The sequence below is a fragment of the Calditrichota bacterium genome (assembly GCA_013112635.1).
Lineage (GTDB): Bacteria > Calditrichota > Calditrichia > Calditrichales > J004 > JABFGF01.
The window spans coordinates 113,842-132,329 of the sequence record JABFGF010000008.1 but is presented as its reverse complement, the minus strand read 5'-3'; the positions used below and the strand labels follow the sequence as shown (position 1 = coordinate 132,329).

15 protein-coding genes and 1 pseudogene are annotated in these 18,488 nt (G+C 33.7%); all 16 read right to left on the bottom strand.

The window, feature by feature from the left end; genetic code table 11:
• Window positions 1-57: 57 nt before the first annotated feature.
• Window positions 58-351 (bottom strand): annotated as a pseudogene (locus tag HND50_18505) (hypothetical protein).
• A 189-nt stretch (window positions 352-540) separates the two neighbouring features.
• On the bottom strand, window positions 541-1,302 hold the full coding sequence (locus HND50_18500; GenBank protein NOG47239.1) for a class I SAM-dependent methyltransferase: 762 nt from the start codon (window positions 1,300-1,302) through the stop codon (window positions 541-543).
• A 101-nt stretch (window positions 1,303-1,403) separates the two neighbouring features.
• Window positions 1,404-1,724, bottom strand: a complete 321-nt coding sequence (locus tag HND50_18495) for a hypothetical protein (protein ID NOG47238.1) — start codon at window positions 1,722-1,724, stop codon at window positions 1,404-1,406.
• 39 nt (window positions 1,725-1,763) lie between these two features.
• Window positions 1,764-2,153: a hypothetical protein gene (locus HND50_18490; GenBank protein NOG47237.1), complete on the bottom strand. Its 390-nt coding sequence runs from the start codon at window positions 2,151-2,153 to the stop codon at window positions 1,764-1,766.
• 121 nt (window positions 2,154-2,274) lie between these two features.
• Window positions 2,275-3,609, bottom strand: coding sequence for a T9SS type A sorting domain-containing protein (locus HND50_18485; protein NOG47236.1), 1,335 nt, complete (start codon window positions 3,607-3,609; stop codon window positions 2,275-2,277).
• Between the two features lie 30 nt (window positions 3,610-3,639).
• Complete coding sequence (locus HND50_18480; protein NOG47235.1) at window positions 3,640-5,022, bottom strand: T9SS type A sorting domain-containing protein; 1,383 nt, start codon at window positions 5,020-5,022, stop codon at window positions 3,640-3,642.
• 130 nt (window positions 5,023-5,152) lie between these two features.
• On the bottom strand, window positions 5,153-7,246 hold the full coding sequence (locus HND50_18475; protein NOG47234.1) for a response regulator: 2,094 nt from the start codon (window positions 7,244-7,246) through the stop codon (window positions 5,153-5,155).
• A 252-nt stretch (window positions 7,247-7,498) separates the two neighbouring features.
• Window positions 7,499-9,391: a T9SS type A sorting domain-containing protein gene (locus HND50_18470; protein NOG47233.1), complete on the bottom strand. Its 1,893-nt coding sequence runs from the start codon at window positions 9,389-9,391 to the stop codon at window positions 7,499-7,501.
• Between the two features lie 29 nt (window positions 9,392-9,420).
• The gene (locus HND50_18465) at window positions 9,421-10,077 is read right to left on the bottom strand and encodes a hypothetical protein (protein ID NOG47232.1); all 657 of its coding nucleotides are present in this window, start codon (window positions 10,075-10,077) and stop codon (window positions 9,421-9,423) included.
• Between the two features lie 114 nt (window positions 10,078-10,191).
• Window positions 10,192-11,103, bottom strand: coding sequence for a hypothetical protein (locus HND50_18460; protein ID NOG47231.1), 912 nt, complete (start codon window positions 11,101-11,103; stop codon window positions 10,192-10,194).
• Between the two features lie 864 nt (window positions 11,104-11,967).
• The gene (locus HND50_18455) at window positions 11,968-12,300 is read right to left on the bottom strand and encodes a hypothetical protein (protein ID NOG47230.1); all 333 of its coding nucleotides are present in this window, start codon (window positions 12,298-12,300) and stop codon (window positions 11,968-11,970) included.
• A gap of 25 nt (window positions 12,301-12,325) precedes the next feature.
• Window positions 12,326-15,220: a CHAT domain-containing protein gene (locus HND50_18450; protein ID NOG47229.1), complete on the bottom strand. Its 2,895-nt coding sequence runs from the start codon at window positions 15,218-15,220 to the stop codon at window positions 12,326-12,328.
• Window positions 15,221-15,282: 62 nt separating this feature from the next.
• Window positions 15,283-15,549: a hypothetical protein gene (locus HND50_18445; protein NOG47228.1), complete on the bottom strand. Its 267-nt coding sequence runs from the start codon at window positions 15,547-15,549 to the stop codon at window positions 15,283-15,285.
• Window positions 15,530-16,807, bottom strand: coding sequence for a hypothetical protein (locus HND50_18440; protein NOG47227.1), 1,278 nt, complete (start codon window positions 16,805-16,807; stop codon window positions 15,530-15,532). Before HND50_18440 ends, HND50_18445 begins: the two co-directional genes overlap by 20 nt.
• Window positions 16,808-16,935: 128 nt before the next feature.
• The gene (locus tag HND50_18435) at window positions 16,936-18,060 is read right to left on the bottom strand and encodes a tetratricopeptide repeat protein (GenBank protein NOG47226.1); all 1,125 of its coding nucleotides are present in this window, start codon (window positions 18,058-18,060) and stop codon (window positions 16,936-16,938) included.
• Window positions 18,057-18,449, bottom strand: a complete 393-nt coding sequence (locus HND50_18430; protein NOG47225.1) for a hypothetical protein — start codon at window positions 18,447-18,449, stop codon at window positions 18,057-18,059. Before HND50_18430 ends, HND50_18435 begins: the two co-directional genes overlap by 4 nt.
• Between the last annotated feature and the right edge of the window lie 39 nt (window positions 18,450-18,488).

Here is an 18,488-nt window from a genome sequence, read left to right as displayed (position 1 = left end):
ACACTTTATTAAGAATTGGTCTGATTTCATCAATTGAAACTCAGACAGTAAATAAGCAATCTGGTCTGTAACATCTTCACCACCGCGAAAATTTTTTATAATTGTACTGATTGTTCTGATTGGTCCCAAGGGAATTGCCCACCACCCTAAAAAAAACGATGCTAGTGAATATAATCCACTATGTTGTAAAGTAGATTCACCCGGCTTAATCAGATATGAATTGCTTGGTAACAGAAATGTCCAAAATACAATAGAAAAACAAAACTCAAAAACAACAAACCGAGCTCCTTCTTTCAGTGCTGCTCTAATTTTATCTTCAGGCATATCAGGTAGCATTATTGTTTTCTTAATATTTTTAACATTAAAATCCCGAACATATTCTTCAATATCATGTTGATTTAATTTACGCCGTTTAAATTCATCGCAGAGTTTACTTCTTTTACCAGGATTAAAAGGATCAAATTCCAACAATAAATTGACCAGTTCTTCATTTGTTATTTTTTGATATTCTGTTGAGTGTTTTTTCATTTTTATCCTAAGTTAACCTGTAGGCCAATCATCAATAATATATTTGTTAGTTTTGTTTCTGGATTCATCCAGTTTTGGTTTCACAAATTTGTACTCTTTAAAAAGGGCTCTTACTTCATCTTGAATTCCAATGGCATTTAGTGTCTCCAGAATAAGCGTGCCACCGGGTTTTAAAAGTTCATTGAATCTTTTTAGAGATTTACGCCAATACGGTTTAGTTGAACAACGCAACGCATTTCGGCAGTAAACAAAATCAAAACTCTTAGGCCTTAATTTGTCTGAGAACCAATCCATCACTAAGAATTTCAAAGTTCCATTAGTACTTTGATACTTTTTTAATTCATTTATAGATATTTTGGGATCATTTGTTATTGTAGTCCGTTTTTCATTTGGGTCCAAAACATAAATGGAAAGTGCCAAATCTCTCTTCCTTAATTCTAAATTAGATACTATATCTATTGCAGCCTCGCTGGAATCTATTGCATTTACAGCAAAACCCCATAAAGACAAAATATAAGGAACTTGGGAAATTCCGCACCCTGCATAAAGAAACCTTTTCGAATCACCAGCAGGTAGTTCATCCAAAGATTCTAAAGCTTTTTTGAGATTTTCGATATTTACAATAATTGCCCATTCCAGTTCTTTTAATTTCTCATCTAATAAAATTTTATCATAATAGTCATTCCAGTAAGCTTGTGAATTGAAATCATCATTCGGTTCTGAATTCCATGGAGTTCCAATAAACTTGTCATTTTCTTTTGAGTTTATTTTCATTGTAATAAATTCCAATCACTCATTTTTTTTAAGATTGTTTTCCATTGGTTCCTTTTATTAGATTCTTAGTGCTACTTCAACATCACTATTTGACGAAATGATTATTCAAGTATCCTGTAAAAGTCTTTTGGAGAAATATATTGAAAAAACTTTCCAGAGCGCCAAGGATGTGGGGTGTTCAATCCTTCAATTTTAATTGCATATATTTTAGGTCTTTTATGCAATTCATACTTATTTTTAGCTTCGTGCGCTTCTACATTGAAGGCAGTACCAAATAAGGCTGTCCAACCATCTATGGCGATAAAAACATCAATTCTCGAAAAACCAGTTTCGGTGCTATAAATATAAATTCCGTTTGCCAAACCTGATGCATTCAAAACCAGCCAAATCTTACCAGACGTTTTAGCGTTAAGTTTGGGCAAGCTGAAGCAGTTGAGTAAATATTAACAGGCAAATAAACTCTAATGTTCAGCCATCAAATCTAACACTTTAATTTCCACCCTGAGTTTTGCATTCTTGGGAATGATGTCTGGAATTCCTACCTCACCAAAAGCAAGATGAGGCCCAATGACTACTTTCCGAAATCCTCCAACTTTCATTCCACGCATAGCATAAAAGATTCCACCAACAAAATTCTCGCGATGATACCTGGCGTTAAATTGAAAATAACCATCCTTTTCAATTTTGAAGTAATCATCTAACTGGTGCCCCAAACACTTATCTGGATGCTGAACAATTTCACCCCGATTAAGGGTAATACGAATCGCAAATAGATAATATTGGTTATATTCTACAGGAGCACCGATGCCTTGTTCTTCCTCAAGTAACCTTACACCTTTTTTTAGCCACATTATTATTGCCTATAAAAATCATCTGCATCTTTAATTGTTCATTCTGGTCAATCCAAAATCATGAAGGAAACTAAATAAGTTCTTAAAAAAATTGTCCTTCATTACTTTTTTATCAATAAAATTACTTCAATATTACCATCTTGCGGCTTTGCACAAAACCTGATGATGTGGATAGCTTGTAAATATAAATCCCCGATGATAAACCGGATGCATCAAAATCAACAGAGTGCTGCCCGGCTTTTTGGCGTTGGTTAACTAACGTTTTTATTTCCTTTCCGGAAATATCGTAGATGGCGATATGGACATTGCTTTTAGTTTTTAGCTGGTAACTGATAGTTGTAGTTGGGTTAAATGGGTTGGGGTAATTTTGATTAAGCTCTAAATTTCTAACACCCTGTTTCTTCTGATTTTCCTTAAGTGAAGTGATAGTTGAAATGCTTTCCCAACTCTCACCATCATATTTAGCTAAACTAACACCGTTATAACCGATATTATTATTGAAATGAAACCCAACCCATAAATTGTTATCACTATCTATTATTGTCGGTTTAGTTAAGTTTGAAGGAATAGCTGAATTAGAAGTATCTATCTTTATCCACTTAGTCCCATCAAATTTAGTCAACCCATCTATTGAGGTTGAAAACCATTTGTTGCCAAATTTATCAAAAGAAAGTGCTTGAACATTAGAATCTACTGTACGGCTTCTAATACCAGTAGTATCATAAAGCGTCCATGATGAGTCATTAAACTTAATTATTCCTTTAAACTCCCACCATCCAGGATGTGCCCAACCATAAAATGAACTTGCAATTAACCATTTATTTCCTAATGTATCTATTTCAATTAAACTAATACTGTTGAATGGGATGTTTGAATTGCCTGTATTATATATGGTCCAGGTCATACCATCAAATTTTGCTATTCCTCCAGATTTAATAGAAGCCCAAATATGCAATGAATCATCTATTGCAAGAGAAGAAATTACTATTGCAGATTCACTTTTATAAAATGTCCAATCTAAGCCATCAAATTTACCTATGTCTGCACTTTCACTGTAATTAAAACTTATCCAAACATTTAAAGAATCATCTATTTCAATATCTGATATCCGATTTGTGGGTAAGGCAGAATTATGAATATTAAAATTAGTCCATTCATCACCATCAAATTTTGTCAAACCAAGCCAATCGCCTTCATACTCATCCCGAATTACCATCCACTTATTACCAGCCTTGTCTACCTTTATAATGCTGACATACTTGCTTGGTAAACCGGAATTTGTTGGGTTAAAAGTAAAAACAGAATTAGTTGTTTTGTTTATTTTAAGGAGCCCGCTATCAGAGGCTGCCCAAATATAATCAGCTTCTTCCGCCAAATCATTTATACTATTTTGTGCGAAAACCGATGTTGCATAAATTGTTAATAGAATGTATAAATAGTTAGAAAAAATTTTCATTTGTCCTCCAATACTGATTTGTCAACAAAATTATTTCAACACAACCATCTTGCGGTTTTGTACAAAACCAGAAGAAGTGGATAATCTGTAAAAATAAATCCCTGATGATAAACCTGAGGCATCAAAATCTACAGAATGCTGTCCGGCGGTTTGGCGTTTGTTAACTAACGTTTTTACTTCCCGACCGGATATGTCGTAAATGGTGAGCTGGACATTGCTTTTGGTTTTTAGCTGATAGCTAATGGTTGTAGTTGGGTTAAATGGGTTGGGGTAGTTTTGGAATAAATTAAATGACTTTACTAAATTTGGTTTTATTAAGTTCGTTTTTGTTACTGGGTTATGAATAACTTTGCTTATGAATAAACTATTCTTCTCAGCTTCGTGAGAACCTGTAATAACAAATTCGGTTTCAGTTATTTTATTTATTGATCTTAGCAAAACAAAAGTCCCAAGAAAAAACGAGAAAGTAGTATCATTTTGTACAGAATAAATTTCTCCATTTGGACCAGACTCTAAGCCAAAATGATTACCAATAAAAATTGAATTATCATCTGACCAGACTATATCATGTCCTCCTGCAAATCCATTCTGAAAATTTAAAGAATCGCCTTTACCAGTAATTTTAAAAATAAAACCAGAATGAACACCAAATTGAAAATCAATTCCTGTAGTTATAAATTCGTAGTTAGAAGTCTCTACAATTGAATTAAAACCGCGTCTTTCATTACTACTCTCCATTAATTCAGAATAATCTTGGATCCAAATAATCTTACCAGATTTGTTTAGTTTTAGAATTTTGGTTAATCCAACAGCTAAAATACTATCATTTACTGAAACCAGAATGTCAGATATTGAGAAATCAAATTTTCTTGTCCAAAGTGTATCACCGTTTTCATTTATCCTACAAATGAAACCAACTTCGCTTTCATCATAATTAAAGTATGAACCGCTAAACAAATAGTCTGTATCTGTTATTTTTGTAATCGAATTAGCATAACCTTTCATTGTGTAAGTTTTATCCCAAATTAAATTCCCCAAAGAATCTAACTTAACTAAATAAGGTTTTATATTTTGTTCACTATATTGCGCTCCTGTAAAAACTATTGATCTATCTTGGTTTTCAATTAAATCAAATTTTAACTCTGGAAAATGCCAAAACTGTGAGTTTTCATTTCCATAAACTTTTGACCACAATGAATCGCCTCTTTCGTTTGTTTTAAGCAAAAGTATTTTATTTGAGTCATTACTAATTTCTATGTCGCCAATAACAAGAAAGCCACCATCTTTTGTAGCTTTTACACTGTAGCCATTTGTTCCAGATTTAAAAGAATGTGTTTTTGTCCAAACAGTATCGATCTGTGCAATTGAGTTTTGTAAAAAAAAACCTATTAGTAAAAACAATACTTTCTTCATTTTCTCCTCCAAAGCGGGTTTGACAAACAGGGTCTAAAAAACAAGAGCGATCAAAAAGAATATCAGAATGATTTTTTGCAATGTCTAACACATATGTTTCATTCTTTAACAGATATGTTACATATTAGGCCTATTTCACATAATCAGATGGTAAAACACCATACTGCTTTTTAAAACTGTCACTAAAATAGCTGAGGTTGTTAAACCCAACCCGAAAAGCAATTTCACCCACATTGTAGTTTTTTTCGGAAAGTAGTTTTGCAGCATGTTGCAGGCGGTAGGAGCGTATAAACTCTGTGGTGGATTTATCTACAAGGGCTTTCAATTTACGGTGTAGATGAACCCGGCTTAAAGACATCTTATCTGCCAAATCATCAACATGAAAATCAGGATTGTCTATATTTTTTTGAATAGTGTTTAATACTTCATCTAAAAATGTTTTATCAGTATGGCCAATATCCAACTTACTTGGACTTATAAAAATATTTGTGGCAAATTTCTGTTGCAGTTTTCTACGCTGCTCAAGAAGGTTCCTGGTACGAACAGTTAATTCTTTTCCACTAAACGGTTTGTAAAGGTATTCATCAGCACCGCTTTCCAGGCCTTTTAATTTATCCTGAATGTCCGCTTTGGCCGTAAGCATTATTAATGGAATATGGCTCGTTTTAAAATCAGTCTTTAAATTGCGGCATAATTCAAAACCATTCATCACCGGCATCATAACATCACAGATTATCAAATCCGGTATTTTATCCTTTGCAGTTTGAAAACCCTCAAGGCCATCATTTGCAAAAAGAATATGGTAATCGTTGGATAAAAAACTGTTTATATATTTTTGCATATCAAGGTTATCTTCTACGACCAACACACAAGGCAGCTCACCATTGTGTTCACTCAAAGATTCAACATCCTCAGAATCGGTAAAGATAGCATTGACAAAAGTGCTTTTTGTTTCCGGGTTATCAATTAACTCACTTTTTGATAAATGGCCAGTGCCAAGTAAAAATTTAAGTGTAAATGTTGTCCCAATACCGGGCACACTTTTTACAGAAATTTGGCCATAATGCAGGTCAACCAATTCCTTAACCAATGCAAGGCCAATCCCCGAGCCTTCATAACTGCGGGTACTACCGGCTTCAACCTGGTAAAACCGTTCAAAAACATGTGTTAGCTGGTCTGGGGCAATACCAATTCCCCGGTCTTCAATTTCAATACTAACATGTTTTTCATTTTTAGATATAGAGAGAATTATTTCAGATCCATCCTCCGAAAATTTAAAAGCATTGAATAAAAGATTTGTTAATATTTTTTCATATTTATCAAAATCAATATAGAGCTCCTGCCTTTGAAAACTGCTTTTAAATGTAAGCTCAATATTTCGCGTAACAGCATGTGATTCAAATGTCGATAAGATAGATTTGCTCAACCCCACTATATTTTGTCGTGATGCATGAAGTGTCAGTTTTCCTGATTCCATTCGTGATAGGTCAAGCAATTGGTTTATCAGGTTTTGCAATCGTAAAGCATTCTTTTTTATCAGATTGTAATCCTGGTTATCTTCAGAGTTTGGGTATTTTTCCAACAAGTTTTGAACCGGCCCTAAAATAAGGGTCAGCGGTGTACGAAATTCATGTGTGATATTAGCAAAGAAATTGGACTTAAGCTGATCAAGTTTTTTATGCATGTAATATTCATTTTTTACTATACGGTAATTTAAAAATGATGAAAGCAGCCCAACACCAAAAGATGTAGATACAAAAAATGAAAGAAAAAGTGTTTCCTCAAATGAAATTGGATATGGCCTTACATAAAATCCAACAATAAACGCCAGCACAGAAATAGCCATAGCCGATAAAGAATAAAGAAATGGAATAGCAGTTATAATTGTGATTATCAAAAAAGGTAGTGTAAAACCCAGGGTATAAGGATAGATATTTGTTTCCAGAAAAGGAAACATCAATGCAATTTCAAGCTCTATCGATACAGCAAGCAACCAAATCCCTTCAATTGAAAAGTGACGGAATTTTGGGCGGGAAATAACTATCAGAGAAATGATATGTAGCAGTGCCGTACCCAAACGGAATTTTAAAAATAAAAACCATAACCCAGGTTCAAGAAAATAATCAAAAATGCCCCAAAGCGGATTTACTATTACGGAAAATATCGATGCGCCGACAAACGGTAAAAAATTCTTTTTTCTTAAATTTACATGAAAATCATTCATTTTTGACTCCAGGTATGGCCAGGCCTAAACAATGATTTCTTAAAAATAAAACAAAATTGGGGAAAATAATTGATAAAGCGTAATAAAAATAACATGACACGAACTAAAAGCAAAGAAAAAAAAAACCGCGAAATGTCTTGAGGGGAAGGAGACATTTCACGGTTTGGCCTGGGAAGGGCTGGCCGGAACAAGAACAAAAAGGCTTAATTATTAGCCACTGGTAAGGATAAACCTTTTTAAAATGAAAGGCTTTTATTTGACCAGGATCATTTTTTTACTCTGTTCAAATTTTCCTGCAATAATTTTGTATATGTAAACACCACTTGGCAAATCAGATGCATCAAATGTTACTGAATGTGCACCTGCGTTTTGACGTTGGTTAACTATCGTTTTAATTTCACGCCCTGCGATATCGTAAACAATAAGTTTTACATCACTCTTAATTTGTAATTCATAATTAATAATTGTTTTAGGATTGAATGGGTTTGGGTAATTTTGGAGCAAAGAAAATTTCTTGGGTGCAATGTATTTTTCGTCTTCAAGGCCTACAACAATATCCACAGTAAATGTATTTGTTATAGACAATAACCCATCTGCAGAAACATCAATCTGGAAACTAGCGACCTGGGGTGAACAATTGTCAGCAACCCTTACATGGAACGAAGAATTATGGGCGCTTATTTCCCCACCTGCTAAACTATCAATACGCCTTGGTGCAAAACTTGAGATTTCTATACAACTATCAATTTGTTTAAGGTTTGTTTTAATGTTTTTAAACAAGGCCATTTTACCTTTGTTTTCCAGGAAAATGTCCAACTCTATTCCCTCTCCTGCTGTGGCAAACGTATCATACTGAACAACATGTAATGGCCCTTTTGTACTAAACCATTTATTCAATCCCCATACCTTACCATTATTTTTATAATCCCGTTCAATATCAAAGGTTTCTATATAAACATTGTAATTGTCTTCTTTTAATGGAATATATTCTGTACTCCAAATAGAATCTCCAGCCACCCCATCACCAGAAAAACCATTATCATTCATCAGCAAAATATCAAGAATATTTCCGTTACTATCCTCAAAGTAAGCCGCAACTTGTTCTTCATGTCCCTCAGGATTGTTTACTTTTGCTTTCACAACAATTTTTTCCTGAACAGGATGAAATAAAGAAGATCCAATATTTGCTCCCTCAGCATTAAGTACATTTGTAAAGTCTTCTGCGTAACCAATTTTGTTATTAAATCCCAATCCATCATACCACATTTTATAAACACCATTTTCTATAAGGACCATAGGCCACTGGACAACAGTGTTATCCCAACTACCTTGATCAGGTTTAACAACCGGGTTATTATCATATTTTTGCCAGGTAATACCATCAGATGAAGTTGCATATCCGATACTTGCTGGAGTTAAACCTTGTGTATACCACATATGGTACACCTCACTGTCAAACAAAACATATGGTAGGCTTATGCCGTCTTTTTCTAAGCCACTATCATCATGCACTAAAACCGGATCTCCATGTTTTACCCATTTTATTCCATCGATAGAGGTTGCAAGACCGATATTACCTTCAAGAAAATCTGGTTCTGCATCTCCACCATACCACATTCTATAAACACTATCCTGGAAAATAACAGACCCACACCAAATACCAGAATCATCAAAAGTACCTTCTTCCCCAGGTTCAAGTACAGGGTTGGCATTATTACCAAGTTCCCAGCTTGTTCCATCTTCCGATGTTGCATATCCGGTTCGTGGGCCCTGCCCGCCCCCACCTGTGAACCACATTTTATAGATTCCTTTCATGTTTAACACTTTAGCCCCAGAAATATATTTATTTGCCCAACTGCTGGAGTCAATTGTGTTAAGCACAGGATTTGCATCATCTTTCTCCCAATTAATCCCATCAAGTGATGTAGCATAGCCAATTCTTGCTTTAGAACCATCCCATCCATGAAACCACATTTTATAAATTCCTTCTTCCTTAATAACATACGGACCTACTACACCATTTGACTCAAATGAATTTATCACACCATTAATGATAATTGGATTACCAGGATATTTCCTGAAATTAGTTTGAGAAGCAAGCATAATTGGAAAAATCAATAAAAAGATCACAGTAAACAAACGCATAACACACCTCCTGAGTTAGGTTTACATGTTTAGTTGGTTTTTGTTATCTCTAAATAGAATCTGTTTCCTGCTGCATCCCAAAATGAATTCATTGAATATTTATCAGAACCCAGGTGGCCAAGAAGCTGATCCAAACTTTGTCCTACGCGAAAGCAGGGTTTCCAATCTGCAAAAACGCTCATATAATCTTGTTGTAAAAAGGACGGAACAAAATTGGCTATGATGATTTTTCCTGAAACTTTTAATAGATCAAAACAAACTTTTATAAAATATTTTGCAATAGGCGTATTTATATAATTGATATTTTTGATTGAGTAAATCAAATCCATTTGAGGGAGGCCCATATTGATATGTACCAGGCTGCAAATGGATGCATGAACAATTTTTATTATTTCAGCCCCTGGAAAATCAAGATTGATATTGCGCAGGTTTTTAGGATTGCCATCCACTGCATAATAGTTTTCAATTTTCTTTATTGTACAAGGGTGAATAGATGCAATCTCTTTTAATTCTCCGGATGAAACAGATAATAGGCTCATAGATGAGCAGTGGCCGGCCAGCTGATTTATATAGTGAGAGATAAAAGCAGGCATTTCGGAAGCTTCATTTTCAGCCGGCCAACTCTCAGGTTTCCAGACTGCTTTTGTGTAGTCAACGGGAAACCGTAGTTCAGGCCAAGTTTTCATAGTACTTATCCTTAAGTTCATTTCCGTGCAAAGTCCTGGTCTAAAGTATCGTAATCAAAATGTGCATTTTCTACCACTAATGTTACATTCTTTAACAGATATGTTACATATTTACTATTTCACTTTGGTTATTTCCAAATAGACAATATTTTTATAGTTATCGCGAAACGATCTTACCTTAAAGTTTTCTGGTGGTAATTTGGAAAGAAGCTGCTCCATATCCTGTTCATCACGATAGATAAGATGCCAGTCCATAAAAGCTTCCAGGTAAGCCTGATCTACCAAATTTGGGGCAAAATTTGCAATTACCATTTTGCCTTTGCTTTTTAAAAGTGTAAAACAGAATTGTATTAGTTTTCTGGCAAGAAAATCATTCAGGTAATCCAACAATCCCAACGAGTAAATTAAATCTAACTCTCCAAAAGCTATTTTTTTTCTAAGCAGGTCAATCACATTTGCATGAATCAATTTGATAGATTCGGAGCCCTCACATTCCATGTCAATATTTTTCAAACTTTCCAGGTCACCATCCAATGCATAGAAGTTTTCAATTTTCATTTTATTGTGTGGTTTTATACTTAAAAACTCCCTTAAGTGGCCGCATGCTACTGACAAAATATTCAGCGACCTGCTGTTCTCGGCCAAATCATCAATATAGCGCGCCATAAAAGATCGTCTTTCACGGACGCTCATTCCACCGCTCATATTATATTCCCAATTAAAAACAGTAGAATCTTTTTGATGGTTATAACCATAAAGATTATCCATAAGAACGGCGTCGCCTGCATAACCCCTTGGCTTTTCAAAAGCCCTCTTCGAAATATCTGAGCGATGAAGTACTTTTAAAACTTCATGACGATGGCATTTTTCTTTACAAAACTCTTGCCACTGATCATCAGACATATTGTTCTTCAATTTCCAGATACTAAAGTTTAAGCGATTCAATCCCTGATCCGTTTTACCGGTTTGCAGCAGCTGTAAACTTTGGTCCAAAATCTCCTGACCAGCATTAAATTGTGTGTTCATTCTCCCCTCCTGTAAATAGTAAGTTTGTTGAAAAAAATGTGACTCTAAAGTTATAGTGGGGAGTAAAAGGGAAATTCTCTCAAAGAGAACAAATAATTTATTAAAGCAGACCATTTATGCTATGGATGTAATGGTATAAAGAGGGTCGCAGCGCTTATTTTGAGAAAAGTCCCCTGCAGTGCCTAACACCGGTGGCAGAACAATAAACACTTTAAAGACAGCAGTTCTTAGGTATTACTTCAATAATATCATCCTTTTGGGTTTGGAGAAATTTTTTACCCTTTAAATCCGCTGTTAAGCTGTAAAAATAATGTCCGCTCGCAAAAGCCGATGCATCCCAATTTGCTGTGTACATACCTGAAGGTTGCTTTTCTGAAACCAGGGTTACGACCTTTTGGCCCGGGCCTTTATTGTTAGTGTGGAGGTGTGAATAAGAACTCTCTCAAAAAACTTTAAGAAAAGAGTTTTTTCTGGGATATTATTTTAAACAAATAAATAGGTAAGCGTAAACAATGCTTGAAAGGTGTATGCAATAAAAGAGATATAATCATTGAAGATAATCAACTAGGGATATCATACGGCAAAATTAAGTAAGTACTGTAACTTTTTTGATAGAATTTTGGGCATGTAATGGCTGTGTCAATCGATGGGTGCGTTGTGCCATTTTTAGCTGACAAAAGATAGGGCGGAATAAACGAGTTCTATTTATCTGTTCGGAAAAATAGAAATAAGGGCTGGAGTAGGCCAGCAATTTATGCTTAGTCCAGCCAATAGTTTTAGCCTGAGGCAAAATTTGTGTGTTTTCTTTTAAACAACATTAAATTTTCCAGGCTAATTTCTGAAAATATTATTTATTCTCAATTGCTAAAATGTATTATCCCCAAAATATAAAAAGCTATTATATATAAAGGATATCGCGATTCCGGCAAAGAAGCCTTTAATTAAAACTAAACCAACATTTAAACTAGACAATTGAAAATTACCAATTGAAATTTCGCCACAACAAGTTTGAACTATTGAAGTTTCAGATTCAAAATCAAACAAGGGTAATTGCAATAATAAAAAAAGGACAACAGAGGAAACACCTAGTGCAACCCCAAATGCCAAAATGCGCAGATATGGACTATATCTTGTATACATATCTGTATTGGGAGGTGGTTTTGAATGAGCGTCACCCGGTGAATTAATAATGCGCATCTTCTGATCTCCTAAGTTAGTGAAACTAAATGTTTATAATTTTTAATGCTGCCCAACTATGAATAAACGGGTATTTAATAATCTTACTGTCCCTGCTATTTTCGATTATTTGAAGCTGCGCCAACCTTAGGGCTTCTGCTTTCGAAAGTTTATTGGTTATCCAATTATTATAGAAAAGTATAAGCAATTCTGACGTAAACTTGTCATCAACATTCCACAATGTTGTTAATACGGATTGTGCTCCCGCAATCATAAATGCATGGGTAATTCCGAGAACACCTTCACCCGAATAAAACTTTCCGCTAGCACCTTTACATGTTGCAAGGCAAACAAGATGGGTAGAATTCATATCAAATTTCATTATCTCAAATGCCATTAGCTTATTGTCTTCAATAAGATTTTCATATTCAAATGTTGAAATTGTTTTCTTGGACGTTGCCGGGGCAATTGGAATATATGACAGTAGTGGCTGTTGTTCATTGATTAGTGCATGGGTTGCAACATGAATAATTTTATATCCATTTTGAAATTGCTTATGCACTAAATTTTCTTTTTGTCTTGAACCTAACATTAAGTAATTATTTTTAAAAATTTTGCTAATTGATTGAACTTCAAATTCAGAATATGGCAAATCCCCTGAAGTATTTGCAATCCCCAAAAAGCTATTATTTTCCGGATTATCAATTTGAATATTTGTTCGAAGAAAAACGCTTGGAAGATAATCAATTGTATAGTTCTGTATTAAAAATGTGGAATCATTTTTTAGAAGAGAAGCGAAAGGCAAATTATGTAAAATCCCATCTGGGCTAAAATGCAAGGATCCTTTTCCAATTAGTAAATTTTCTATAGGTTGAATCAATACTGAATATAAATCTTTACCCGCTTCCAAAGACAGTTTATAAATATTTTTTGCTGTTTTTTTATCCTTTAACTTTTTTTTAAAAAGAGAATAGTTCTTCGAGCCAATCGCTCCTAAGAATTCAATAATTTTCTTATTAAGTATATTTCTTGGTATATCCTGTTTAACAAAATGAATAGATTTATTCGAAACAACGAATGTTATCAAATTTTGATTAGTAATTTTGTACTCAATAATAACAGACTTATTGTCTAATTTAGAGCCAATATTTTTTAAATTATCAAAGCCTATGTCTATTTCTGGTTTAATATCTAAAAGTAAACGTGCACGAGATAGTTCTGAATAATAAAATGCTTTTTCCTTTTGACCTGATTGTATATATAGATTGATTAATTCATTAAAAATATTTTGGACTGTTGCATAGTAATTAATTTTTATTAGAAAATCATTTTGAATTGCACGGGTTTGCTCACTCAGGTTTATTGCTGTTAATAATAATTCCTCCGCTTTTACCGGGGTTTCAGTTTTTTTGTAATAAAGTCCTAAATTGAAATATGCAATTGCCAACAAATAGGGGTCTTTGTTTTCTTTGGCTTCTTGTAAAGCATCTGATAATAATATTCTTGCTGAATTATATTGTTTTTTTTCTATTGAAACTTTTCCTAGAAATATACCTGCTAGTATATCAACTTCTGAATAACTTATGCTCTGAGCTAGCTTTTTTGATTTGGAATAAAAATACTTTGCTTCATTATAATTATTCTTTGTGAAATAATAATTTCCTTTATCAAAAAAAATATCTGCTTCTAATCGTTTGAACACTTGAGCAAATTCCTTAACACCCGAAAGGGTGTATTGTGCTTTGTTAAAATAGTATAAAGCACTATCTGTAAGTGATTTAAAATAAAATGTAGTTCCTATTTTATATTCCATTTCAGCAATCCGGTATTGATTATCAATCTTTTTACGGATTTTATATGCCTTTTTTAACATCTTGAGTGAGACATCTAATTCATCTATTCGTGCATAAAGTTCACCCAAATTCATATAAAAAGTAGATCTGAACAAAGAATCACTAATCAGTTTAGATTTTGATAATCCGGCAATCAAAACTTTTTTTGCATCACTATATTGACCTAAGTTTTTAAGCACATTGCTCAAACCAATTAATAGACGTAATGAATCTTCTAAAACGTAAACATCGGTACGGTCTTTTAAGTAACCTAAACAAGTCGCGTAAGCATTGTATGCTTTATTTAGATTGCCCATTCTGTTAGCTGTTAGGCCAATCCTTTCATAAATTGAACTAATTAAATTAGGATCGCCAACACTTAGTGCAGCTGTTAGCCCAGAATCTAAGTGAGTTGATGCTTTTTTATATTCTCCTAACTCAAAGTAAGTTGAAACCAATGAATACCGGGCCCAAGCCTCCCTATAATAATACTTAAACCTATGTGCTTCTTTTATTAACTTTAATGCTGTTTTAATAGACAATTCACGCTGATCTTCATATAAATATATGTATGGCAATTTAGAGTAGCAGTCTATTTTTCTTTTTACATCACCAATTTCATTTGCCAGTACTATCGCCTCCTTAAAATACTCAAGAGCTTTTTTCCTACTATCCACAATATTTTTACTACCTTCATGATAGTAAAGTTCTACTTTAATTTTTTTCTCCAAAGCAGCATTATTAAGATTTGAACAAAAAATCACTTCTTTATGTAGCAGGGAATCTTCAAAGTGATTTAAAAATTTTTCAGAAAGATATTTCTCGTATTTAAAAGTCTTTTTAACGCTATCATTTTGGCCATATTTTTTAAAAAGATTCTTAATTATAGATTTTTCGATAGCAACAAAAAGATTGAATTTATTAGTAGGCAAAAAACCAACCTTGGAGTATTTAATTAATAGGGAGTCTTGGTATGGTGATACAATTTTATCAACTTGAAATCCACTATATAATATTTCTGATGGTTCTATTCTTTCGCTTTTACAATTCGTTAAAAATAATAAAAGAAAAACCATATAAAGAAAATCATGTGTTTTATTTATATTCAAGGTCTTGGTCATATACTAAAAAATATTTTGTTTTTTAAATTATTAGTCAATCAAAAAAGCCATTATTGACTTTCAACCCATTTCTTAACAATTTTTTTATATTTTCCACGTTTCTTTTCATCTAAAAGGATGTCAGCTTCTTCTCTAAGTTTTATCCCTTCTTTCTTTAAAAGAGTTGGTGCCCCTTGAGGATTAATAAGTTGCTCACGGGTACTATAATGCAGGTAAAACAACCTGGTTTGTATCTTTTCATATTTTAAGAGGGTATCATTTGAAACCTTTAACTTTTTTACCAACAGATCACGAAGCTCAGGATGTAGAGGTGTCATTGTTATTCTCCCTTCTATTCAATTTTATTAGCATCCTATCATATAAAAAATCGAAAATCAGTTCTCCAAAATGATAATCATACAAAGCAATGTCCATTATACAAGAGGTTTTAATATCTGGTTTTTCTGGTGTTATGGATACGCTCTCGCTTCCCAAATCACGATACCGGTCAGAAAAGTAGGTTGTAACATCTTGATCATCTATATTATAATATGAAAAAATATTTGGAATGGCATCGCCTTGTTCCTGCCTTCGCCTTCTGTTTATTAGTAATGGGAAATAAGTGTTGTCATCTGTTGAGTCACTATCTATATACTCATCAACGATGGCACCGTTATTCTCACTCGATATTGCGTGTGCAAATTCATGAAGGACTGTTTTTGGTCTATCGTCCCAAATTGATAAAGCTGCTACACCTGGGTGTTTGCAATATTTGCAATGGTAAAATTTTTGAGAAAACCCTGGGTTTGAATTTGGTAGTTTATATTTGAACTCAACTTCATCAGTACTTTCACCACCATCAATGCTGAATATAGCTGAGGCACGTATTTGCTCCTTTGAAGCGGAAATTAAAAAAACTAAATCTGGGACAATTCCAAGATTTGTATTAGTATCGTTATTATTATTTCCGTTATTCGCAACCTCCTGTGCTTGTCGAACAAACTCCTCTACAAACCTTCGATCATCCAAACGTGGTGAAATCACATCTTGAAGATATTCAATATCTGTATTCTGACATAATGCATTTTCATCTGTATCTTCCGCACTTTCAGTATAAATAGTATAAAAATTTAATCTGGGAAATATTTCTGATTTACCCATGAGGTTATTTATTGCGAAACTTTTAATACAACTTTCAACAGTATCATAGAAGTGGTTTTTATATTCTCCAATTATATCATCTTTTATTCTTTGGATGTTCTCAATTTCGTTTTCAGCATTAACTTCGACAAGGTTTATATATGGGTTCGCTACAAAGAAAATATTGAAATCTGATGTATTACCTAAGTTTTGTATATCTTGGATTGTACTAATATTAATAAACTCAATACTTTCAATTACTGCTAAATCCGCGCTGGTTAATTGTGGACTATACTCACCATTTTGTATTGGTTTTGGACGTGCCCGATGAAGTATTCCGGTATTATTATGTTTTTTAACACCGAAATAGCGTGTAATAAAATTATATAAGAAAGCAAATAAGAAACCTATTATAAAACCAATGAATACAATAACTATAAGTTCAACCCAGCCCATTGTTTCTGGGTAAATAGTTATAAAAAAAATTGGGAGAAATATTGCACATGTGTATGCCAAAAAATTGGTTTTAAAAAAATAGTACCTATGTTTTTTATATAGATTCATCTTGCCCCCATTGTTTAAATTTATTTTTCACTCAATAAATCCTGAACAACATCTTTCCAAATACTGAGACTATCTGTTTTTAAATATTTCTGCCATTCAATTTTTGCCTGGGTTTGCATTCCCATTATTGAATAAACCAAGCCAAGGTTATATCGTGCTTCGAGGTTTTGTTGATCCATTTCCAGGGTATTTAAAAAATAAGCCTCTGCTTCTTTTAAATTGCCTTTAATGAATTCCAGTTGTCCAAGCTCGTTAAAAAGTTCAGCATTTTCAGGTGAAAGGTGTAGGGCAATCTCATATTGTTTTTTTGCTTTATCATATTGTTTTTGAAATGAGAACCAAGTTCCCAAATATAAATGAGCACTAACATTTTCTTTGTTTAAATCAATGGCTTCTTTGAGCAGTTTTTCTATATCAAGCTTTGTCCCTTCTTTACCACCTCTAACCATTCCCCAAACTTGATAGTCGAAACCACCTGTAGGTCGTGGTGTGCCATCAGCTATTTCAAAATTCTCAACGAGAAGCGCTAAGCTTTGTCTGGTTAATTTATCACTTTGCCAATTAGAATATACTGGTTGTCCAACAAAGACTGTTATACCGATCAAAACAATCGGCACCAGATAATAAGCCGGTTTAGGTATAACCAATGAATTAACAAAACCTTCTATTTTTTGGATAAAACTTTTACGGCTTGGTTCCTTACTCTCCAGCCCTTCTATTAGGAGCTGCGCTGGTTTTGGTTTTATATCCATTTGTTCTAATAATGTGTCATCGGCAAACATCTCGATTCCTTCAAGGGCCACATTCTCACTCTCAGCCGCTGTCATCACATTGCACTTAATCCTGGTTATGAGTTTCTCTAAAAAATCATACTCACTATTTAAGGCACTGAGCAGAAGGTTACAATTATCCGAGGAAATCTTATCCGTTAAACATTGCAGGATTATATTATCAATCTGGTCAAAGGATATGTTACTAAAACCATTTTCTTTATATAGCGGGAATTGTTTTTTACAAGATTTTAAAATCTTTGCCAACAACTTGTAGGAATCATCGCTGTTAAATAGTCGTTCAAGGTCTGATGCCTCGTTGCTATCCAGCGTGCCGTGTATATATTTTTGTATTTGGTCAGTTGATATTCTCAAATTGATTCTCTCTGTTTTTGTTTAAGATTTTCAAGTTGCGCCTGAGTATTTAAAAAGTCTTTATATACAGTGCAGAATTTTTCAAATATTGTAAAAGAAGAGGAGACAGCTTTATAAAATGATTCGCAGTACAAAGTATCTTTGCTTGTTATAAACAGGTAAATAAAACAATCTTCCAGTTGGGTTTCTTTGGAAGAATCAAGGGAGTTAATTTCGTACAATGTTTCCGAGGAAAATGTTTTTGTAACTGATGAAGCCCTTATCTGCAGTTTATTTAAATGTGCTTGTACGGATTGGGAAAAGTGGTCATCAGAAACATTAATGCGCTTTGCCTGAATTCCATCAAGAATTGCTAAAGCCTCGCCAAGATTGACTTCATTAAAATACATGTTTTGCTGCCCCCTGCGTACTAATATAGTGTGCAAAAC